Source organism: Paenibacillus nanchangensis (genome assembly GCF_046543445.1).
Lineage (GTDB): Bacteria > Bacillota > Bacilli > Paenibacillales > Paenibacillaceae > Paenibacillus_AQ > Paenibacillus_AQ nanchangensis.
In genome coordinates this window covers 25,354-48,394 of the sequence record NZ_JBHOFD010000018.1, presented here as the reverse complement: position 1 = coordinate 48,394, position 23,041 = coordinate 25,354, and the positions used below count along the sequence as shown (strand labels likewise).

17 protein-coding genes are annotated in these 23,041 nt (G+C 54.1%); 16 read left to right on the top strand and 1 reads right to left on the bottom strand.

Annotated features, from left to right (window positions below; genetic code table 11):
* The first annotated feature begins 105 nt into the window (after positions 1–105).
* The 9 genes from ACE6ED_RS15700 to ACE6ED_RS15660 all read left to right on the top strand — a co-directional run bounded on the left by ACE6ED_RS15700 (position 106) and on the right by ACE6ED_RS15660 (position 12,374).
* On the top strand, positions 106–1,692 hold the full coding sequence (locus tag ACE6ED_RS15700) for an extracellular solute-binding protein (RefSeq protein WP_410828213.1): 1,587 nt from the start codon (positions 106–108) through the stop codon (positions 1,690–1,692).
* Between the two features lie 292 nt (positions 1,693–1,984).
* Positions 1,985–2,839 carry an ABC transporter permease gene (locus ACE6ED_RS15695; protein WP_410828212.1) on the top strand — a complete coding sequence of 285 codons (855 nt, stop codon included), beginning with the start codon at positions 1,985–1,987 and terminating at the stop codon, positions 2,837–2,839.
* Between the two features lie 13 nt (positions 2,840–2,852).
* Positions 2,853–3,731, top strand: a complete 879-nt coding sequence (locus ACE6ED_RS15690; RefSeq protein ID WP_410828132.1) for a carbohydrate ABC transporter permease — start codon at positions 2,853–2,855, stop codon at positions 3,729–3,731.
* Between the two features lie 126 nt (positions 3,732–3,857).
* Complete coding sequence (locus tag ACE6ED_RS15685; RefSeq protein ID WP_410828131.1) at positions 3,858–5,153, top strand: galactokinase; 1,296 nt, start codon at positions 3,858–3,860, stop codon at positions 5,151–5,153.
* 104 nt (positions 5,154–5,257) lie between these two features.
* The gene (locus ACE6ED_RS15680) at positions 5,258–7,039 is read left to right on the top strand and encodes a sensor histidine kinase (RefSeq protein WP_410828130.1); all 1,782 of its coding nucleotides are present in this window, start codon (positions 5,258–5,260) and stop codon (positions 7,037–7,039) included.
* Positions 7,040–8,611 carry a response regulator gene (locus ACE6ED_RS15675; RefSeq protein WP_410828129.1) on the top strand — a complete coding sequence of 524 codons (1,572 nt, stop codon included), beginning with the start codon at positions 7,040–7,042 and terminating at the stop codon, positions 8,609–8,611.
* A 199-nt stretch (positions 8,612–8,810) separates the two neighbouring features.
* Positions 8,811–9,731, top strand: coding sequence for an ABC transporter permease (locus ACE6ED_RS15670; RefSeq protein WP_410828128.1), 921 nt, complete (start codon positions 8,811–8,813; stop codon positions 9,729–9,731).
* A 145-nt stretch (positions 9,732–9,876) separates the two neighbouring features.
* Positions 9,877–10,740: a carbohydrate ABC transporter permease gene (locus ACE6ED_RS15665; protein WP_410828211.1), complete on the top strand. Its 864-nt coding sequence runs from the start codon at positions 9,877–9,879 to the stop codon at positions 10,738–10,740.
* Positions 10,741–10,814: 74 nt separating this feature from the next.
* Complete coding sequence (locus tag ACE6ED_RS15660; RefSeq protein WP_410828127.1) at positions 10,815–12,374, top strand: ABC transporter substrate-binding protein; 1,560 nt, start codon at positions 10,815–10,817, stop codon at positions 12,372–12,374.
* 72 nt (positions 12,375–12,446) lie between these two features.
* Here the strand turns inward: ACE6ED_RS15660 and ACE6ED_RS15655 are convergent, their stop codons facing one another.
* Positions 12,447–13,307: an AraC family transcriptional regulator gene (locus ACE6ED_RS15655; RefSeq protein ID WP_410828126.1), complete on the bottom strand. Its 861-nt coding sequence runs from the start codon at positions 13,305–13,307 to the stop codon at positions 12,447–12,449.
* A gap of 132 nt (positions 13,308–13,439) precedes the next feature.
* On the opposite strand from ACE6ED_RS15655, the gene ACE6ED_RS15650 reads away from it, so the two are divergent.
* The 7 genes from ACE6ED_RS15650 to ACE6ED_RS15620 all read left to right on the top strand — a co-directional run bounded on the left by ACE6ED_RS15650 (position 13,440) and on the right by ACE6ED_RS15620 (position 23,040).
* On the top strand, positions 13,440–15,509 hold the full coding sequence (locus tag ACE6ED_RS15650) for a beta-galactosidase (protein ID WP_410828125.1): 2,070 nt from the start codon (positions 13,440–13,442) through the stop codon (positions 15,507–15,509).
* A complete protein-coding gene (locus tag ACE6ED_RS15645) occupies positions 15,509–17,857 on the top strand; it encodes a beta-galactosidase (RefSeq protein ID WP_410828124.1) in 2,349 nt (782 codons plus the stop codon). Before ACE6ED_RS15650 ends, ACE6ED_RS15645 begins: the two co-directional genes overlap by 1 nt.
* Positions 17,858–17,872: 15 nt before the next feature.
* A complete protein-coding gene (locus ACE6ED_RS15640) occupies positions 17,873–18,919 on the top strand; it encodes a glycoside hydrolase family 53 protein (protein ID WP_410828123.1) in 1,047 nt (348 codons plus the stop codon).
* A 364-nt stretch (positions 18,920–19,283) separates the two neighbouring features.
* The gene (locus tag ACE6ED_RS15635; RefSeq protein ID WP_410828122.1) at positions 19,284–19,529 is read left to right on the top strand and encodes a hypothetical protein; all 246 of its coding nucleotides are present in this window, start codon (positions 19,284–19,286) and stop codon (positions 19,527–19,529) included.
* A 58-nt stretch (positions 19,530–19,587) separates the two neighbouring features.
* Complete coding sequence (locus tag ACE6ED_RS15630) at positions 19,588–22,053, top strand: peptidoglycan-binding protein (RefSeq protein WP_410828121.1); 2,466 nt, start codon at positions 19,588–19,590, stop codon at positions 22,051–22,053.
* A 16-nt stretch (positions 22,054–22,069) separates the two neighbouring features.
* A complete protein-coding gene (gene cdiI, locus ACE6ED_RS15625) occupies positions 22,070–22,462 on the top strand; it encodes a ribonuclease toxin immunity protein CdiI (RefSeq protein ID WP_410828120.1) in 393 nt (130 codons plus the stop codon).
* A gap of 101 nt (positions 22,463–22,563) precedes the next feature.
* Complete coding sequence (locus tag ACE6ED_RS15620; RefSeq protein ID WP_410828119.1) at positions 22,564–23,040, top strand: NUDIX domain-containing protein; 477 nt, start codon at positions 22,564–22,566, stop codon at positions 23,038–23,040.
* The last annotated feature ends 1 nt before the right edge of the window (position 23,041 follow it).

Here is a 23,041-nt window from a genome sequence, read left to right as displayed (position 1 = left end):
TCCGTTTCGGATAATGAGGATTGTTCCGTAAAGGGCCCCCGCTATACAGTTAAGGTGCGCGCAAGATTATACCGAGATGGAGGGTAATGACCTGTGACCACACGGATGAAAAAAAGAAAGTTCAAAAGTCTGCTTCTGCTGACCATGGGCCTGGCGCTGATTACGGCCGGCTGCGGCAGCTCAAACAACGGAAGTAATGAAAGCGCTGCGAATTCCACGGCGGGCAATACGGAAACGAAGGATTTTGCTTATCCAATGCCCGGCAATGTGGAGCTTACCTTTATGAATGAACAGCTGGGGGGCACGCCGGAGCGTCTGCCGATCGACGATGAATACGAGAAACGTACAGGCATCAAAATCAAGCATTTGGGCGGTACCCCGATGACCGATCAGAAGTTCAGCCTGATGCTCGCTTCGGGAGAACTTCCCGATATTTTCCTGAACACCTGGCTGCAGTATCCCGGGGGTCCGGACCGGGCGGTGGAACAAGGCTACATTCTGAAGCTGAACGATCTGATCGACCAATACGCCCCGAATTTGAAAAAGACGCTGCAGGAGAATCCGGAAATCGACAAAATGATCAAAACCGACGACGGAACGTATTACGCTTTTCCGTTTATCCGTTCGGAGGCCGGGCGGGTGTACGGCGGTCCAATTATCCGGAAGGATTGGCTGGACGAGCTGAAGCTGGACGTGCCGGAGACCATCGACGAATGGCATACTGTCCTGACCGCTTTTAAGGAAAAGAAAAACGCCAGCGCGCCGGTTACCTTCCGCACGATGTTCCTGGGCGAACGGACCGGGGGCTTCGCGGGCGCCTTCAACGTCATGGGTAACTTTTATCTGAATGATGGCAAAGTGGTCTACGGCTATATGGAGCCGGGGTATAAGGATTACCTGAAAACAATGAACCAGTGGTACAAGGAAGGCCTGATTGACATGGACTTCGCTTCCATCGATTCTCCAACCGTCGACAAAAAAATGACGTCAGGCGAAAGCGGCGCCACCATCGGCTGGCAGTTCTACGTGGAGAAATATAATGCCGCTGTTCAGGAGACCGACCCGAAGGCGAATTTTGTCGCCGCGCCTTATCCGGCGGCTTCCAAAGGGGCGCTGCCTGAATTCGGCCAGCTGGACAACGCGTATGCCGGCACCAGCTCGGCGGCCATCTCCGCAACCACGGAGAATGTGGAAGCGGCGATGCGGTGGCTCGATTACGCCTACTCCGGGGAAGGAAGCATGCTGAATACGTTCGGCATTGAAGGCGTCACCTACAACCTGGAGAACGGCAAACCGGTGTACACCGATCTGGTCGTGAACAACCCCGAGCAGCTGGGCAGCGACCAGGTGATGATGAAATATTCGCACGGCACGAATTTCCCGATGATTCAGCAGGACAATGACCTGCCGGCAAAATACAAACAAACCGCCGAAGCGCTGGACGTCTGGAAGAAAACCAACCACGAACAGCATCTGCTGCCGCCGATCACGCCGACGGCGGAGGAAGCGGATGAAATGAGCAGCATCATGAACGACATCAACGCGCTGATCCGTGAGGCCGAGCTGAAAATCATCATGGGCAGCGAACCGGTGGACAGCTACGACGGCTATATTCAAAAAATGAAAGACATGGGCATCGAACGCGCCATTGAGATTCAGCAGGCGGCTTACGAGCGTTACCTGAAACGGTAAATTTGACGTGGGGCTGCCGGGACCAGTGGTAGCCCCAAAGCTTGCCGCCGCTGCAGCTGGCGGATCGGCTGAGCCGCGCCCATGGCGCTGCTGCCCCAGCCGCCCCGAAGCTTGCTGCCTGTGCAGCCGGCGGATCGTCTGGGCCGCGCCCACGGAGCTGCTGACGAACCGGCCGGCACCCCCAAAGCTTGTCGTCCCAGGGGACTGGACCCCAGGGATCTGGAAGGAGTGAAACTGATTGTTGAAATCCAAGCTGGGCAAAGACCTGCTTCGCAATAAATGGCTGTATCTCATGATTTTGCCTGTGGTCGTCTATTACGTGATGTTCCATTATGTGCCGATGTACGGGGCCATTATCGCCTTCAAGCAGTACATTCCGTCCAAAGGTATTTTGGGCAGCGAATGGGTGGGCTTCAAGCACTTCGAGGAGTTTTTTTCCAGCATTTATTTTTTGCGGGTAATCAAAAACACGATTATTCTCAGCTTCACCAACCTGCTGTTTGGCTTCTCCGCGCCGATTATCCTGGCGCTGCTGCTGAATGAGATCAAAAGCTCGCGGTTCCGCCGGATTACGCAGACGATTACCTACATGCCGCATTTTATTACGCTTGTTGTTGTTGCGGGCATTATCCGCTATTTCACGCTGTCAGATGGGCTGATTAACGATATCATCGCCTTTTTCGGCGGCGAACGGATTGCATTCCTGCAGCAGCCCGGCGCATTCCGGCCGATCTACGTGATCAGCGAAATCTGGCAGCAAATCGGATGGGGCACGATTATATACCTGGCGGCCATCTCCGGCATCGACCAGCAGCAGTACGAAGCGGCAAAAATCGACGGGGCGACCAAACTGCAGCAGATCCGCCATATTACCTTCCCCGGCATACTGCCGACTATTATGATCATGCTGATTCTGCAGCTCGGCAATATCATGAACATCGGGTTTGAAAAAATAGTTCTTTTATACAGCCCAAGTGTTTACGAAACGGCCGATGTGATTTCCACTTATGTATACCGGAAAGGCATTCTGGAGTTTAACTACGGATACAGCGCCGCGGTTGGCCTGTTTAATTCCGTCATCAACTTCTCAATCCTGCTGCTGGCCAACTATTTCAGTAAACGCACCAGCAAAAACAGTCTGTGGTAAGGAGGGGAACAACATGATCAAACCTACCTTGGGAGAACGCATTTTTGACATCGTAAATGTGCTGATAATGCTAATCCTAATTGTTTTGACGCTGTATCCGATGCTGTATATCCTGTTTTCTTCCTTAAGCGAAGGGAACCGCCTGATTTCTTTTAACGGCGTTCTTCTGTGGCCGCAGGGCTTTTCGCTGGAGGGCTACAAGGCGGTGCTGAGCAATTCGACCATTATGCAGGGCTTCAAAAATACCCTGTTCATCCTGACGATTGGACTGGCCATCAATATGACGTTAACCGCACTTGGGGCGTACTTTTTGTCCCGAGAGGGGGTGCTGCTCCAGAAGCCGATTATGTTTTTTATCGTGTTCACCATGTTTTTCAGCGGCGGGCTGGTGCCGTTTTTTCTGATCGTTAAATCCTACGGGCTGCTGAACTCCCTGTGGTCGCTCATTCTGCCGACAGCGGTCAGCACCTTCAATTTGATCATTATGCGGACGTATTTTTTGTCGATCCCCAAAGAGCTGGAGGAATCGGCGTTTCTGGACGGGGCCGGCCATTTTACGATCCTGTTCCGCATCTTTATTCCGTTGTCCATGCCGGTGGTGGCTGTTTTGATTTTGTACTACGGCGTGGGACATTGGAACAGCTGGTTTAACGCCATGATTTTCCTGAGGGATCAGGACTTGTTCCCGATTCAGCTTGTGGTCCGCAATATTATTTTGGAAAACGACAATGCCAACATGATCGGTACAACGACACTGATCCAAAGCCGGGATGTGGCCGAAACGCTGAAATACGCCGCAATTATAGTAACGACGGCGCCGATTCTGCTGCTGTACCCGTTTCTGCAAAAATACTTCGTCAAAGGCGTAATGGTAGGCGCGTTAAAAGGGTAAGGCACGCGAAACGTCATATCCGTCCATATAGAAGTTACTTTTCTGCATAGTACAAAATCGCGACTTGCGGTAGCATGTGGACGGAGACTGTCCGTTTTACCGCAAATTACGAGGAGGAGTCGCGAAATGCCGTCAATTCAGGAAACGATGCAATGGATCGGATCGGAAGCGTTTCAACATACATTGGGAGAATTATACGGAAATCAGCCCGGCGAAACCCGTCTGCAGGCAGACCGCTATCAGGCGCTGGTCCGGCAGTACGACCAAAGCTACGGCGAAGGGGATGTCTATCTGTTCAGCTCGCCGGGCCGGACGGAAATCAGCGGCAACCATACCGACCACAATCTGGGCAAGGTAATCGCTGCCAGCATCAATATGGACTGTGTCGGAGCTGCCGCAAAAAACGAAGACAACAAAGTCCGCATTCACAGCGTGACTTACAACGAGCAGTTCGTGATCGACCTGAACGCGCAGGTAGATCCGTCCAATCCGTCCAGTACCTATACGCTGGTGCAGGGTATCCTGGAAGGGTTCAAGCATTTTGGCTATGCCATCGGCGGAGTCGACATCTGCTTGACCAGCAATGTGATCAGCGCGGCGGGCGTCAGCTCTTCCGCTTCGTTTGAAATGCTGATTGGGACCATTTTGAACTATTTCTATAATGGGAATGCTATGGATATCGTCACTGTTGCCCGGATCGGTCAATACGCTGAAAACCAGCGGTGGAACAAGCAGTCCGGGCTGCTGGACCAGACGGCCTGCGGATATGGCGGCTTAATCTCGATCGACTTCCGTGAGGTAGGGTCGCCGGTAATCAAGGAAATCGATTTTAGCCCGATCGAACAGGGATACGATCTGCTGATCGTGGCTACAGGGGAAAATCATGCCGACTTGAGCGACGAGTACTCCTCGATTCCGCAGGAGATGAAAGCGGTGGCAAAGGAGCTTGGCGCAACTGTGCTGCGGCAGGTGGAGAAGCAGGATGTGCTCGGCAGCGTGCAGGCGGTCAGGGCTGCCGCCGGGGACCGGGCGCTGCTGCGCTCGCTGCATTTCTTCACCGAAAATGACCGGGTGGACCGGCAGATTGAAGCACTGGAGCGCGGCCAGGTGTCCGAGTTTCTGCGGCAGGTGACCGCTTCGGGCAACTCCTCGTGGAAGTGGCTGCAGAACTGCTACCAGGCTTCCACTCCCGCTTCCCAGGCGATTACGGTATACTTGGCTTTGACGGAGCTGTACATCGACTCGATTGGCGACGGCGCCTGCCGGGTGCACGGGGGCGGATTTGCTGGCGTGATCATGGCCTTGATTCCCAAGGAGCATTCGGCGGCTTACAAGGAATATATCCAAGCCTTGGGTGCGCCGGAAGTGTACAACGTACGCATCCGCAAAGCCGGGGCTGTTACAGTAAATCTGCTGAACTAACCGATTCCTTCCTTTCAAGCGCACAGCCGGGGCGGGCTCATGCCCCGGCTGTTGGTGTATAGATGGCCGGCTATCCGTCAAATTTGAATCCGGGGTGGAACAACATGCGGTCTTTTTGGAAACAGCGGTACATGCCTTTTACCTACAAGATGATGATTCCCTACCTGCTGCTGGTCTTGCTGACCGACGTGCTGATTGGCTATATGTCTTACACCGTGCTGACCGAATCCCGGACGGAGATGGCGGAGACGACGATCCGCACCGGCATGGAGCAGGCCCGCAACAATATCCGCTACCAGATGGACGAGATCGAGCGGATGTCCGATTCCATGTTCGGCAGCTCGTCGTTTCAGCGGGCCCTGCAGGTAAAAGGCGAGCCGTATGACATCTACCTGACGATGACCGATTATATTATTCCTGAAATTACGGCGCCGCTGCGGCTGTTCGGGAACAGCATCCGGCTGATGCTGTTTACGCCCAACAGCGACCTCAATGTCGTGGCGGGCGACAACCCGGAGATGCCGATCAAGGACAGCGATTATTATATTTTACCGCTTTCGGAAGTGGAGGGGACCCGGTGGTTTGAGACACTCCGCGGATCGGGCCAGGATGACATCTGGCTGCAGATCGACACCGACCGGAAGCTGGGCAATATTTCGCATTTCCGGAAGCTGATCTCGTACAGCGATTACAGCACAATTGGCTATTTGCGGATCACCGCTTCCCTGGAGGATCTGTTTGGCGATTTTGATACGTTTCCGGTGGAAGAAGGCTTTACCGTGAGTCTGAAGGATATCGGGCTGAACGAAACGCTGTTTCAACGGGGACCCGGCGACGGAATCGCCCGCAAGTCCGATTATTTACGGCTGGAGGAGCCCATTCCCGGGACAAGCTTTGTGGTCGAAACCCAGGTGCCCAGCGAATATCTGACCAAAAACGCCCGCAAGCTGCAGCGGCTCATCTTGTTTGTGTGCTCCATCAGTTTTGTCGGAATGGCTTTGATCGGGTTCCTGGTAGCCAGGCTGTCCGGACGCAAAATGTCCCGCATTACCGCCATGCTGCACGCGTTCCAGGAAGGGAACCTGGAGAAACGTCTGCGCTTTTCGGGCAACGACGAATTCGTGCAGATTGCCGATGCGTTTAATGTGATGGCCGGCAACATCAAAGAGCTGATCAAGCGGGTCTACGTGCAGGGGCTGCAGAAAAAACAAGCCGAGCTTGAGGCGCTTCAGGCGCAGATCAACCCGCATTTTTTGTATAATACATTGTCGACGATCAACAGCCTGGCCAATCTCGGCGAAATCGGCAAGGTGACGGAGATGGTGCAGGGTTTGTCGCGGTTTTACCGGCTTACGCTGAATGAAGGGTTGTCCACCATCTCGCTGGAGAAGGAACTGGAGCAGGTCGGCACCTATCTGGATATTCAGCGGGTGAAGTATGCGGACGCGTTTAAGATTTATATGGAGGTGGACCCGGAAATCAAGGAGACGCCGGTCATTAAATTGATTCTGCAGCCGTTTGTCGAAAACATCTTTAAGCATGCCTGGTTCGGCGAATCCATTGCAATTATCATTAGAGGGCGCAAGGTGAACAACACAATTGAGCTCAGCGTGATCGACAACGGGATCGGGATGCGGAAACAGACGCTGGATTCGCTGCTTGGCGGCGGCGCCGAAGCCGCGGGGCGATCCGGCGGTTATGGCATCCGCAATGTGGACGAGCGGATCAAGCTGAGATACGGGGAAGGGTACGGCGTACAAATCGGAAGTTTGTACGGAGCGGGCACTGCGGTCCGCATTGTACTGCCCGCTGACGGAGGAAATGAGGAAGAAGAAGCGCGTCTGCTTCAAACCGATCCGCAGGACACGCAAAGGAGGGAACGCTAAGTGGCGATACAGATATTGCTGGTGGACGATGAAGCGGTGGACCTGGAGTGGCTGCGGCGGCGGGTGCTGGCCAGCGGGCTGCCGGTTGAGGTGGCCGGCACGGCCAACAGCGGTTTTGCGGCGCTGAAGCTGCTGGAGGAGCAGCCGGTGGATGTGATTTTGTCCGATATCCGGATGCCGATTATGAGCGGAACCGAGTTCGCACGTCAGGCCAAGGCGCTTCGTCCCGATATCAAAATTGTTTTTATCAGCGGTCATGAGGACTTTGGTTATGCCCAGGAAGCCATTGCGGTCAGCGCACTCGGGTATCTGCTGAAGCCGGTGGAAGATCAGGATTTGTTCCAGATGCTGAATAAGCTGTGTACTCAAATCGAACAGGAACGGGAGCAAAACCGCTCTATGACGGAAGTGCTGTCCCTGGTGCAGGAGGAGCTGCTGCTCCGCTGGCTGGAGGACGCCGCGCCGAAATCTGTAAGCGGGCACTTGGCGAAAGTATTGGAGCCGATTCTGGAGGATGGCACGGCGGTGGCCGTGCTGGAGATCGATAATCTGGAGCGCCGGTTGAAAGGACTAGGAGAGGAAGCGCGCCGGGACGAGCTGCAGGCGATCAGTGAATTGGTCCGCACGCTGGCCGCGGAGGCGAGGCTGGGCACGGTGGTTCCGGTCCGCCATTCGCAGTTCCTTGTGCTCGGCAGCCTGCCGCCGGAGACGTTTGCGCTGGAGCTGGACCGGCTGACCCGGACGGTGGCCGAGCGTTCGTCTTATACGCTTACCGCAGGGCTTGGCAGCCAGGCAGCGGATGCAAGCAGCTTACACGCCTCTTACAGACAAGCCCAGACTGCGCTCAGCACAAAGTGGCTGCTCGGCAACAACCGGGTCATCCGGGATACGGCCCAGGCGCCGGTTCAGGCGGGGATGGGCACCCGAATTCATGAGGCGGCCGAGCGGCTGCTTGTCGCCATCACCGATTATGATCTGGTGACCATTGATGACGTGCTGGAGGAGCTGTTCCGGAAGGATACCAGCCTGGCGGGCCGGACCCATGTGTACGAGCTGATCGTGCGCCTGACCTCCAGCCTTCACGCCAATCTGCAGCAGCGCAATGAGAATTTGTATGAGCTGCTGGAGTGGGAAAGCCACCAGCCGGATATGCTGTTTGAGTTTGAGACGCTGGATGATATTTTGTCGTGGCTGCGGCGCCGGTTTTTTGAGTTGTCCGAGCTGCTCTACATCAAACGCCAGCGGCAAAAACGCAAAGGGATCGAAGACATCATGCAGTTTGTTGAAGCCCGGCTGGAACAAAAGCTGACGCTGAAGGAAGTGGCGTCCCATTTTCATTTTACTCCGAATTATCTGGGGACACTGTTCAAAGATGAGACCGGGACAAACTTCAGCGATTATTTGAACACGCGCAAGACCGAGCGGGTCTGCGAGCTGCTGCTGGACCCCGGACTCAAGATTTATGAAATCGCCGAGCGGATGGGCTACAAAAACATCATTTATTTTAACCGCCAGTTCAAGCAAAGCATGGGCATGACGCCGGGAGAGTACCGCAAGAAACACAATGTGTAGCTGCCGGAAGGCAGAAACATGCCGCGTACAGCGGGCAGGCCGTCCTTTAGGGACGGTCTTTTTTGCATAGAGCGATACAAATTCACCAGCAAACCCATCATCCGTGCAAAAGTATTACTTTTCGTTGAATGGCTGAATCCTCCGGCAGAAAACGCTTCCGTATAATTGAGGCATAGAGAGACAAGAAAGGGGAGTTCGGATGAAACGACATGGATTCTGGAGCGAGGTGAAAAAGCAGCGGACCCTGCTGCTGATGCTGACACCCGCCGTGCTGTTCTTCCTGTTGTTCGCTTACGTGCCGATGGCCGGCATCGTCCTTGCATTCAAACAATTCAATTACGACGGCGGGGTATTCGGAAGCCCTTGGAACGGGTTCGACAACTTCCGGTTTTTCTTCGAATCCGGCGACGCCTGGCGCGTAACCCGCAATACAGCGCTCTACAATGTCGCATTTATCGTGGTTAACAATGTCCTGCAAATTTTTGCGGCGATTCTGCTGTTCGAGGTTGCCGGCAAGTGGTTCCGCAAGTTCGCGCAGACGGTCATGTTCCTGCCTTACTTTATCTCCTGGGTTGTCGTCGGCGCGATCGCCTATAACCTGTTCAACTTCGATGTCGGTACCCTCAACATGCTGCTGAAGGGGCTTGGCATGGAACCCGTCGACATTTACAACACCGCAGCCTACTGGCCGGTCATACTGATCGTCGTATCGGCTTGGAAGACGCTTGGTTACGGAACGATCATGTATCTGGCGGCCATTACCAGCATTGATACGGAAATGTACGAGGCGGCTGAAATCGACGGCGCCAACGTGTTCCAGCGGATTATGAAAATCACCGTGCCGAACCTGATGCCAACCGTGATCATTCTGGTGCTGCTGGCGATCGGCAATATTTTCCGGGGAGACTTCGGAATGTTCTACAACATGGTCGGCAACAACGGCCTGCTGTTCTCCTCCACGGATGTCATTGACACCTTTGTCTTCCGTTCCTTGACGACATCGAACGAAATTGGCATGTCGGCCGCTGCAGGCTTTTACCAGTCCATTCTTGGTTTCGCCACAATTATGCTTGCCAACTACGCGGTTCGCAAATACGATAAAGACCGCGCTTTATTTTAGAAAAGTCCATACCGCCTCTATTCATCCCGGATGAAGGCAGGCGAAATAGAGAAAGGGAGGTCATGCTGTGAGTACAACGGTTGCCGCGAGAAACAAACGAACGGATACGCATCCGGATAAAAAACGCAAGCAGGGAGGAGACAAGCTGCTCCTGTCCGTGATCGGCTACACGTCACTGACGATTTTGGCCCTGTTCTGTATCTTCCCGTTTATCCTGGTTGTGTCTTCCTCACTGACAGAGGAAAGCTCGATCATTGAAAAAGGTTTTCAAATTCTGCCGACCAGCTTCTCGGCCGAAGCGTACAGCATTTTATTTAAGTACCCGGCCGATATGCTGAAGGCCTACGGCATTACGATTACCGTGACGGTGATCGGTACGGCGGTCGGGCTGTTCCTGACGGCAATGACGGGTTATGTGCTGACCCGGAAGGATTTTAAATGGCGGAATCACTTCTCCTTCTACTTCTTCTTCACCACACTGTTCAGCGGAGGGCTTGTGCCCTGGTACCTGATGATGGTGAACTACCTTCATCTTAAGGATAAGCTGATTGTGCTGATCCTGCCGCTTTTGCTGAACGTGTTTTATATCATCGTCATGAAGTCTTTTATGAGCAGCATCCCGGAAGCCATTACCGAATCCGCCAAAATCGACGGAGCGGGCGACTTCCTCATCTTCCGCAAGCTGATTCTGCCGCTGTCGAAGCCGGCGCTGGCCACCATCGGCCTGTTTATCGCCTTGGCTTACTGGAACGACTGGTACAATGCGCTGCTGTTCATTTCGAATTCCGATCTGATGCCGCTGCAGTATTATCTGTACCGGCTGCTGGGTAACATGGACGGCATGCGCAAAGCAATGATGGAATCGGGAGCGGTGGTCAATACGAACCTGCCGACCGAAAGCCTGAAGATGGCGATGACGATTGTGGCGACAGGCCCGATCCTGCTGGCGTATCCTTTCATTCAGCGTTATTTTGTACAAGGACTTACGATCGGCGCCGTTAAGGGCTGATAGGGGATAACGGATGACCATCAGGGCAACCTGGTTATCATAATATTTTAGTACAATCAAGGGGGATAACGGTCATGAGACAAAAAAGAACCACGGCAACACTGCTGGCCATGATGCTGATGCTGATGAGCCTGCTAGCCGCTTGCGGCGGCGGGGGGAATGAGAAGGCTGCGGACAACAGCGCCCCGGCTCCAACCGGAACCGCGGCAGCCGGAAATGCGGGCACCGAAGAAGAAGTAACCCTGAAGATGCTGCTGATCGGCGGCAAGCCGGTCGATTATGATGAAGTATTCGGCGAATTGAACAAAAAACTCAAAGAAAAGATCAACGCAACCGTCGAAGTCGAGTTCCTGGACTGGTCCGACTGGACGCAAAAATATCCGCTGAAATTTGCGGCTAACGAAGATTTTGACATCGCTTACACCGCAAACTGGGCGTTCTACAACGATCAGGCGCTCAAAGGCGGATTTATGGAGCTGTCCGAAGACATGCTGAAGCAGTATGCGCCGAAGACCTGGGAAGCGCTGCCTCCTGCGGCATGGGAGCAGGCTAAAGTCGGCGGCAAGCTGTACATGGTGCCCCAGAACAGCAACGAGGTGGTTGATAAAATCGTCCTGATCCGCGAAGATCTGCGGAAAAAATACAATCTGGAGCTTGTAAACAGCCCCGAATCGTATGCCGCTTATGTAAAAGCGGTGGCTGCGAACGAAAAAGGCGTCAACGGCTTTGGCGCCAAGCCGGCCGACGGCTGGAAATGGCATGAGCTGGACGACATTATGCTTGAGCAGCAAAACAACTGGAATATCGTAGACACGGACGTTCCGCTGGCCTTCAAAAAAGACGATCCTGCCGGCAAACTGTTTAACGTATATGACACTCCGGAATTCAAGCAGCTGCTCACGTACTATAAAGACCTGTCCGACAGCGGCGCCTGGTCCAAAAACATCGTCAGCAACAAAAATGACGTATGGCAGGATATGAAAGCGGGCAAAGTGGCTTCCTACGCGCAGAACCTGGGCACAGTAGCCTTCAACGTGGCTGAACAGCGCCGCGACAAGCCGGACACGGAAATGATGTTTGCGGATCTGACGCCGGACAAACACAAACAAAGCGCCATTTCCACACAAAACGGTCTGGCCATCCACGCTACTTCCAAACATGCGGAACGTTCGCTGATGCTGATCGATCTGCTGCAGAACGACAAAGAAATTCACGATTTGACGATGTACGGCATCGCCGGCAAGCATTATGAGCCGGTTGGAGACAAGCAGTACAACCCGGGCCCTAACGCAACAAGCTATACCGGCTTCTCGAACTGGGGATGGAACTCCCTGCTGAACCGGACGGATACTTCCTATCCGAAAGAAGCGGACGACATGCTGGCTTCCTGGCAGGAAAAAGTATTCCATTACCCGCTGGAGACTTTCGTATTCGACGATACCAAGGTGAAGAACCAGGCGGCCAACGTCGGTAATGTGATGCTGCGCTACGCCATCCCGCTCGAATACGGCCTGATTGACGATTTGGACCAAGGGCAGGCGGACCTGCTGAAGCAGCTGAAATCCGCAGGCATCGACGAAATCCAGGCCGAAATGCAAAGCCAAATCGACGCATTCCTGGCGGCGCAAAAATAAGAAACGCACAAGCCTAGCTGACAGACAAGAAGCTGTCCCGCGGCCCTGGGGGCTCCCGGGACAGCTTTTTTGTCACTCGGGACGCACGGGACCAAGTTTTTGCCGGACATGCTGCTTCGGCGTAACACCGTAGGTGCGCTTGAACATCCGGATGAAATAGCTGGTGTCCATCCCGAGCTTGTCCGCGACCTCCTCGACCGGCATGCCGGGGTTCTCCTCCAGCAGCTGGACGGAGCGGACCATGCGCAGCCGCAAAATGTACTGCTGAGGCGTCATTCCGTAATCGGCGGCGAACAGCCGGTGAAAATGCTGGATCGAATAACCCGCCGCCCGGGCGACGTTGGCGATTAAGAGCCGTTCGTTGTAATGATCGTGAATAAGCTTGACCGCAGCCTGCAGCGCCGGATTCGGCTGACCGGCCGGATAGAGGTTCCGGCCCGGCTTGCTGCCGGCCTGCTGTCCTTCCAGCACGGACAGCAGCAGGTCGTACAGCCGTTTGGACGATTCCCAATAGGCGCGTTCTCCATTAAGGCTGATGAGGTGCCACAGTGATTCGAGCTGTTCCCACAGCGTGCTAAAGTTGGGGAGGCGGAGCGGCTTCAGAACAAGCTCGCCCATCTGCTCCAGCAGCGCGGCGGAGACCGGGCCGTGAAAGGCGGCAAACCCGAGATCCCACACTTCGTCCGCACTGTCCGGGCGGTAGGCATGGCCGATCCCGGCCGGAAGCAGCAGCGCCGTACCGGGATCAAGCGTGAGCTCGGCTCCCCCATCGATGTAAAAGGTTCCCCGGCCGTTTCTCGACAAAAACAACTGGTGGGCCGGATAACCGTCCGGCCGCTCCAGCCGTTTTTGCTCGTGGCTGCCGACGCAGCGCACATACAGCGGCAGCGGGGCGTCCGGACTTACGGATTCGGCCAGCAAAAAAGGCATCATGATATGGTTTTCCCTTCATGTTCGGATTGGACGATTTGTAGATGCTTCTGTTCAATGATTATAAAGCCATTTTGCACTATGATCAAAATAGAATCAGTGAATACGACAATTATAAAAGGAGCGATATCTCATATGAAAAAACATTCTCCAATCAGCGGCAAACTACCTGTACTAATGCACGGGGCGGACTACAATCCCGACCAGTGGCAACATGATCCGAAGGTGCTGGAAGAAGACATCCGCCTCATGAAGCTGGCCGGGTGCAATGTGATGGCGATCGGGATTTTTTCCTGGGCAGCGCTGGAGCCGGAGGAAGGCGTGTTCCGGTTCGATTGGATGGATCAGGTGCTGGAACGGTTTGCGGAAAACGGCATCTATGCGTGGCTTGCGACACCTAGCGGCGCGCGTCCCGCCTGGATGTCGGCCAAATACCCCGAGGTGCTGCGGACGGAGGCGAACCGGGTCCGCAATCTGCACGGCATGCGGCATAATCACTGCTACACCTCTCCGGTATACCGGGAGAAAACCGCGATTATCAACCGCAAGCTGGCGGAACGGTATGCGCATCATCCTGCGGTGATCGGCTGGCATATCTCCAATGAGTTCGGCGGCGACTGCCACTGCGACCTGTGCCAGCAGGCGTTCCGGGAGTGGCTGCGGAACAAATACGGTTCGCTTGATGCGTTGAATGCCGCCTGGTGGACCACGTTCTGGGCGCATACCTACACCGATTGGTCCCAGGTGGAGTCGCCGGCTCCGCACGGGGAAAACGCGGTACATGGGCACAACCTGGATTGGCGGCGGTTTGTGACGGATCAGACGGTTGATTTTTGCCGGCATGAGATTGAAGCGGTGAAGCCGTTTAACCCGGACCTTCCGGCGACCACGAACATGCATATGATCGAAGGGCTGGACTACCGCAAATTTGCGGATGTGCTGGATGTAATCTCCTGGGACGCCTATCCAAGCTGGCACAAAGGAACCAATGACGTAGAGCTGGGGGCTTCGGTCGCCTTCTACCACGATCTGTACCGCTCGATTCAGCAAAAACCGTTCCTGCTGATGGAAAGCACGCCGAGTTTGACCAACTGGCAAGCTGTCAGCAAATTGAAGCAGCCCGGCATGCACCGTCTGTCTTCGCTGCAGGCGATTGCGCATGGCTCGGATTCGGTACAGTACTTCCAGTGGCGCAAAAGCCGTGGCTCCAGCGAAAAATTCCACGGCGCGGTTGTGGATCATGCGGGGCATGAGCATACCCGGGTGTTCCGGGATGTAGCCGAGCTTGGCGAATCGCTCGCCCGTCTGTCCGAAGTGACCGGCACGGCGACACCGGCGGAAACGGCCATCCTGTTCGACTGGGACAACCGCTGGGCGGTTAAGGATGCGCAGGGACCGCGCAACATGGGGATTCATTACGAAGAGACGGTTATGGCGCATCACCGGGCGTTCTGGTCGCAGGGCATTCCGGCCGACGTCATCGGCAGCGAAGATGAAATGGATGCGTACAAGGTGATTGTTGCGCCGATGCTGTACCTGTGCCGCGAGGAGACCGGGCGCAAGCTGGAGCGGTTCGTCGAAAACGGCGGGACGCTGGTGGCGACGTATTGGTCCGGCATTGTCGATGAGCATGATCTGTGCCATCTGGGCGGCTTTCCCGGTCCGCTCCGCAAGGTGCTGGGCATTTGGGCCGAAGAGATTGAAGGCCTATACGACGAAGACCGCAACGGGCTGAAGCTGTTGGATGGCAATGCGCTTGGCCTTGGGGGAGTTTATGAATCCGGTGAGCTTTGCGAGCTGGTGCATGCGGAGCAGGCGGAAGTGCTTGGCGTTTATACCGACAGCTTTTATGCGGGCCGCCCGGCGCTGACGGTCAACCATATGGGAAAAGGCAAAGCGTATTATATGGCGACCCTGCTGCGGGATGATTTCCTGAACGATTTCTACCAGCGGATCGCTGCCGAAGCCGGCCTTGTCCGGGCGCTTGAAACCGAGCTGCCTTATGGCGTCACCGCACAGGTGCGGACCGATGGCGGGACGGATTACCTGTTTGTGATGAATTTCAGTGGTGCTGAGCAGGAATTGGAGCTGGACGATCGCGGTTATACGGATGCGGAAAGCGGCGAAATAGCAGGCGGACGCGTCCAACTGCCGGTGAACGGCTGCGTTGTTTTGAAACGGGCGGTAGAAAGGGGGGCGGATTGATGGAATACAGCATCCAAGCGGGCGTTGCGCCCAAAAAGATCTATCCTTCCACCCTGAAACTTGGAGGAACCAGCCCAGCGGGCGACTGCATCAGTTTCAGCAATTATTACATGGAGCTGAATGGTGAACCCTTTTTCGGAATTTGCGGTGAATTTCATTATTCCCGTTACCCGTCCTCCGGCTGGCTGACCGAGCTGCGCAAGCTGAAAATGGCGGGCATCAACATCGTGGCCACTTATATTTTCTGGAATCATCATGAAGAAACCGAAGGGGATTTTGACTGGCAGGGGGACCGGAATCTGCGGGCGTTTATTGACCTGTGCGCGGAGTGCGGCTTGTATGTGATTCTCCGGATCGGCCCGTTCTGCCACGGCGAAGTCCGCAATGGAGGCATCCCCGACTGGATGTTCGGCCGCAGCTTTGACCTGCGGTCCAACGACGAAGGGTATCTCGCATATGTCCGGAGACTGTACGGCGAGATCGGCCGGCAGGCGGAAGGCATGATGTTCGGTGAAGGCGGGCCGGTTATCGGCATCCAGCTGGAGAACGAATGGAACGCCGCCGCCGCGCTGTGGGAGCTGACCGCCAAGCAGGGCGACGAATATATGAGTGGAGGCAGCGGCGACGGAGAGACTCATATGCGTCTTTTGAAGGAGATGGCTGTGGAAGCAGGGCTTAAGGCGCCGATTTACACCAGCACAGGCTGGGGTGGAGCTCCCGTGCTTGAAGACGAGGTACTGCCGCTGTACGGCGGCTATGCGTATACTCCATGGAGTATCAGCGAAAAGAACCCGAACCAGCAGCCGACCGGCGAATATGTCTTTGCCGATTACCACAATGAAGCTGCCGAAATCCCGGAGTTTCGGCCTCCTTATGACCGCACCCGCTATCCGTTCGCCTGCTGCGAGATGGGCGGGGGGATGCAGACGTGGTACTTGAGCCGTTTTCAGGTGGAGCCAGAAAGCGTCCAGGCCATGAGCCTGATGAAAATCGCGGGCGGCTGCAATTTCGTCGGCTATTACATGTTCCACGGCGGAACCAATCCGATAGGTTCGACGGGCCAGTACCTGAATGAAAGCACGACGCCGCGGATTACGTACGATTTCCAGGCGCCGCTTGGCGAATTCGGCCAAGTCCGCGAGTTCAGCCACCTGCTGCGGTCGCTGCACTTCTTCCTGCGGGCATTTGGCACCCGGCTTGCGCCGCTGGCCACCGTGCTGCCAGAGGGCGCCGGGGCCATTCAGCCGGAGCACTCCGAACCGCTGCGGTACGCCGCCCGGACCGACGGCAAATCCGGATTCCTGTTCGTCAACAACTATCAGGACCATGTGGAAATGAAGGAGCACCGGGAGGTCCGGTTCCGGATCGGACTGAACGGTGAAACGCTAGTTTTTCCGGTCCGCAGCGAACTGACCGTGCGGCCAAATGCATCGTTCCTGCTTCCATGGCAGCTGGAGCTGTCCGGCGTGCAGCTGCGTTACGCCACAGCCCAGCCGGTAACCGTGCACCGCTCGGGAGAAATCGAAACTTACTTTTTCCGGGCCGTTGACCCTGCGGCCGCCGAATTCAGCATCGCGGGCGCGTCGGTCGAACGTGTGGACTGTGACTCTGGTACGGTTCATCAGGAAGCGGATGGGAGCTTCTGCGCTGTAGTTCCGGGTACGCAGTCTTCCATCCTGCGGATTCGGCGGGCCGGCGCCGGGGAAGTCCGGATTTATGTCATGGCGGAGGAGGACGCGAACCGGCTGTGGGTAACCGGAGCAGGCGGAGACAGCCGGGTGCTGTTTTCCAGCGTTCCGCTTGCGGAGACCGGGGATGGGCTGGAGTTCAGCAGCATCGGTCAGTCTGAATTTACATTCAGCGAATACGATCCGGCCGGCAGCGGGAGCCCTTTCCAGGCAGCGGGAAATGTGGTTTTGACCCGCAGCCGCGAGGGAGAGCATACCCTTTGGACCGTCCGGGTTCCGGCCCGGACCGTACCGCTTCAGGTGAAACCTATTCATAAGCATAAAGTGGCGTTAACCTTTGCGGAAGAGGTTTGGGACGGTGTATCGGATGTGCTGCTGTCCATCGACTATACCGGTAATGTCGGATATGCGTTCGCCGGCGGCAGGCTGTTCCACGACCACTTCTACAACGGCGCGCCTTGGGAAATCGGGTTGTTCCGGTTCCGTGACCGGTTGAAGGACGGAGAACTGATCCTGGAGACCACACCGCTGCGTACCGGTTCGGTTACGCTGGCGGCCGATGCGGCGATGGCGGTGGAGCGGCAGTTTGACGGAGAAGCAATTGCGGAGTTCCACAGCATTAAGGCGGAGCCGGTATACAGCATTAAGCTTACGAACTAACAGGGAGGCGGCGAAATGAGCGAAATATTTTTGAACGGAATGGATGTGTCTTTCCTGGATGAAATTGAACAGACCGGCGGGACGTATTCGGCGGACGGACATACCGGGGAAGCACTGGGCATCCTGAAGCGGGCCGGAGCCAATTCCATCCGATTGCGTGTGTGGAACGATCCGGCGGGTGGGTTCTGCAACCTGGAGCGGACGGTCGTGATGGCACAAAAAATCAAGAGCCGGGGACTGCACTTTTTGCTGGATTTTCACTACTCGGACAAATGGGCCGACCCAATGAATCAATGGAAGCCCAAAGCATGGGAGGCTCTGTCTTTCGAGCGGCTGACCGAGGCGGTTGGTGATTACACGGAGGAAGTGCTGCGTGCGCTTCAGGCTGCAGGCGCGCTTCCGGACATGGTGCAGATCGGGAACGAAATTACCCCCGGCATGCTGTGGGATGAAGGAAGAGTAGGCGGCGAGCAATATGATACGGATGAGCAGTGGCGGCGCCTGGCCGAACTGGTTAAGTCGGGTATTGATGCAGCCAAACGGGTTGATGAAGGGATCCGGATCATGATCCATATCGACCGGGGCGGGGACAATCCGGCTAGCCGGAGGTTTTATGACCGGTTTGCGGAGCTGGGCGTGCCGTTCGATACGATTGGTTTGTCTTTTTATCCGTGGTGGCACGGTACGCTGGAGGATCTGAGACAAAATCTGCACGACCTGGCAGACTGGTACAGCAAGGAGATTGTGGTGGTGGAAACCGCTTATCCGTGGACGCTTACGCCGCCCGCGTCGGGCGAGGAGCTGATCGTGAAGGACGAGACCCAGCTGCTGCCGGAGTATCCGGCCACGGTAGAGGGACAGACCCGGTATTTACGGGATTTTATCGAGGTCATCCGCAGTACGCCGGGCGGCAAAGGCATCGGATTTCATTACTGGGAGCCGGCCTGGATTCCGAGCAAACCGGAATGGTCCGTCGGCCACGCCAACAACTGGTCCAATCTGACGTTGTTTGATTATGAAGGCAAAGCGTTGGACTCATTGTCTGTGCTTAAGCGGGGATAAAGCGGTATTAAAGCGGTATTAAAACGCTAATAAAGCGGTGCTAAAAGCGGTATTAGAGCTGTAAGCGGTGCTAGAGCGTACTAACAGCGGTGCTAAATCGTCTTAAAGAGATACAGCGTACTAAAGCGGTAAAGCGTACTAAAGCGGTAAAGCGTACTGAAGCGTACTAACCGTACTAAAGCGTACTAACCGTACTAAAGCGTACTAAAGCGGTGTGTGGCTGAACGGGGGTTCTTATAAGGCTTTGATATAAGCTGCTTGTTCGATATATGCTGCTCGTATAGTTAGGTCCAGTCAGAGTTTCTGGCTGGGCTTTTTTAAGTTGAACTTTTTTAGTTGGAGTATATTAATTGGGTTTGTTTAGATGAATTATTTAGTAGGATTTTTTTGTGGGGAAAACCGTGTTTTTGAGCGAAGACCTGCGGGAAGCTTCTCGGTCTTTTCTCCTAAACCCTGGTTTGCTTCGGGACAATCAGCCTCTCGTCAATTTAGTAGAAATTATGATAGCATGGTTATTACTGGAAATAGATATATTCCCTCTGTTGTTCTTCGTAAAACAAGGGGAAGTGCCGCTTTTTATGAGGAAAATGGCGTTGGGGAAGGTACTTGAATTACTGGCTGTCTGACAGCCAGCAGACCTTTCATACATAAGGTTAAGGAGGCACAAGATGCAGCAAAAAGTCGATCTTTCCCGTCTCCAGGATTTGTCTGCCTCACTGGACCGGATCAGCCGGAACCTGGAGCGGGAAGCGTTCGGGGTCGAACGGGGAATTACAAACATCCTATCTGCTGCCAGGGATGAATACCAGCAGGAGTGGTATGTCGGGCAGTCGGCCGCAAAGGCGGAAGCGTTGCTCAGGGATGTGCTGAGTCAGACAAAGATCATTTTGGATGAGCTGAACCGCCAATCGACGGCGGTCCGGGAAACGGCTGAGCAGTATGGCTACACGGAGTCCAAAATGAAGGCGCTGCTGAACGCGAAGTTTATGCGCAAGTTCCCGGCGGTCCAACGGGTCGGCGGGATTGGCGCCCGGCTGTGGGACATGTGGCGGAGGCGGCAGGAGCAGGGCGGGGCGCATCTGCTGGAGCTGTTGAGCGGGAAACCGTCACTGAAGGATCTGCTAAAGGCAGCGGTGACCGGTGTGCAAGATCTGCAGCTCGAAACGCGGCTGATCCCCTACAGCAGTGAGCCGCGGATTACGGAGCTGCTGGACAAGCTGCATACGGGAGACGAAGCCTTACGGGAAGCGGCGCGGATGAAGCTGAACGAGATTGCAAATGCGTTCGATACCCTGGCCCGCTCTCAGGCGGCTTACAGCGTGTATGCGGCATATGACCACAAACAGTACATGGAGCAGGTGAAGCAGACCGCTGCTGCGCAGCGGGATATTTTGGCGGGACTTGGTGTTGATCCGGCATGGTATGGACCGGAAATCAGCCTGCGGAAGCATTACAAAGGACCGCCACTGTCAGCCTGTGACTACAATCCGCTTAAGTCGGATTTTTCCCCGATGCCGAAGGAGGAGGAGCTGCGGCTGGTCATCGCCATCGGAATGACGGTCCCGAATTATCAGGACTGGGCCGTTCACAATTACCCGGCGATTGAGCAGGCCGCAAAGAAGAGAGCGGCGGAGCTGGAACGGCAGCGGGAAATCCGAAGACAGCTGATGGAAGAGTACAACCAGAAGTTCTCCCCCGCAGATATCCGGGCGATGCAGGAAGCACTGAAAAAGCGGGGCATGTACCCCGGAGAAATTACGGGGCGGTACAACGAGGAATTTTTGTTAGCGGTGGAGAAGTTTCAAGGGATGCAGGGCAGGAAGCCGGACGGCAGCTTCGACGATACGCTGCTTGACTTGGCGAAGAGTACTGAGGAAGCGGGCTTGTTGACGCCGGTTGCGGTGGGAGAAGGAATCGTTGTGCAGCTCGGGTCGGACGCGCTGGATACCGTTGTGGGTGCGGTGAATCTGGTTCCGGACATCTATGAGCTGGCCCAAGCGATCCGAAGCGGACAGCTGGGCATTGATGATCTGAAGGCTGTCTTGAGCGAGACCGTCCAGGATGAACTGCTTGAACCGCTGGGCACGCTGAACCGCTTGACAGACAAAGTGATGAACGGAACCGCAACCTACGCGGAGAGCAAGGAATGGGGCAAAGCCGTCGCCAGAGTCGGTGCAGTTTTCATTGGCGGGAGTAAGGTCTTTAAAGAAGGACTGGACATGACTGGTGACCTGGCCAAAAAGTTTAAGGATGCCGCACCAAAACTGATGGAGAAAGCAAAAAGAGCCAAAGACGCCGTCCCCGAGATGTGGGACAAGGCTAAAAATGCCGTGCCGCAGATGATGGATAATTTTAAAAGCGGATTTGGCCCAGGGTTATCACCCGCCGGACCTGGATTTCCCTTTAACCCTAGAGACTTAGGCCCGATGCCAAAGGACCACGACATTTTGGAGCCTACCGAGGTGCAGAAGAACTGGCGTATGCAAATGAACTCGGGCGGTAATATGGACGGGTATTCTGGGCCGAGGAATGATGGGCTGACAAGGCCGGAGATGAATGAACTGTCGAATCCGCGGGAGACGGAGAGGAATGGCACTGAGGGGAGGAGTGAGGCTAATACTCTTTCTAGTACTGTAAATTTTGATAACAGCGAATTGATTGACCATTTGGTTGATGGCCATGGTATTGGAAGGGGGAGTAGACCCAGCGTAAAAGGTGCACACAATTTGGATGGTTTTTATAAAACAATAGATAGTGAAGCAGTGAAATATGACTTGACCCGTTCTGATTTTATTATTGGTGAACCGAAACCGCATCCAATAGTAGAAGGTGTGTATGAAATAAAGTATCGTATACCTTCATTAGAAACAGACTATGTAAATGGTGGAACAAAACTCAAATTAGATAGTAATGGAGAAGTCGTTTATAAAACAGCCCAACGTCCCAAAACAGTTTATGGTCCACCTATTACCAATGAGGACATCGTTAAATGGGCAAAAGAAGCTATAACGGGTTCAGAAAATGCAGGTATTTCAACGGTAGAAGGAGTAAATCGTGGGGCTGCAGATAATGGGTTGAAATTCGAGTGGCTGGTGGTAGAGGGTAAAATAAACTCAATTTATCCAGTATTTTGACAGAGGAGGATACTTTATGAATGATAATATACAAGTTACAGATACAGAAAGGAAAGAATGGATTATTCATCAACTCTTTTTATCAATGGGTTTTTTTGATTCAAATACGCGAGAACCATTTAGAATGTTAAGTGAATTTCAATCGGAATCTGGAGACAATGTTTGTGGGTCTGAGTCATTCGGGTGTGCTTTGTCAGCTTATTATATACCCGATGATGAATATTATATAGGAGAGAATAAAGTATCTATAAGCTATGATATATCGAATGAGGAAGTGATAATGGAAGAAGCAGAATTCTATACTTATATTGAAAAATACAGCATGGAATATTTGAAGAAAAACCCAGTTCAAAAAGATGAGGTTATGGAGTGTTTGAAAAATATCAGAAAGAGATTCAAATTAGAATAATGATATGAGATTTTAGGCTCTAATAAGGTGGCTGACCCAAATAACGGTATTCCGTTACACTGAGCAGGTCGATTATCGTCAGATAACTAGGGGGCTTTTCAATGGGAATGTCGGAATACTACAGAAATTTAAGAGAGAAGATAGGGGACGAACTTCTTTTTGTGCCGTCAGTAGCCGGAATAATTAGAAATGACAGAGGAGAAATCTTATTCGGAAGAAAACACAAAGAACAACATTGGGGATTAATCGCTGGAGCTATTGAACTGGGAGAAACGCCTGCTCAGGCGATGATTAGAGAAGCCTACGAAGAAACAGGACTGGAGGTTGAACCAACAAGAATTATTGGTGTTTATGGAGGAAAAGAGCGGCGTCACACCTACAGCAACGGACATCAGGTTGAATATTTGACTATTGTATTCGAATGTAGGAATGTGGGTGGGGAAATAAGGCAGCGTAATGAGGAAATGTATGAGCTAAGATACTTTAATGAACGTAAGCTTCCTCCTTTTATAAACAATTACCCGGAATATATATTTAGTAAAGATCAAGTAGAAGCAGCCGACTTCGAAAAAAAATAGG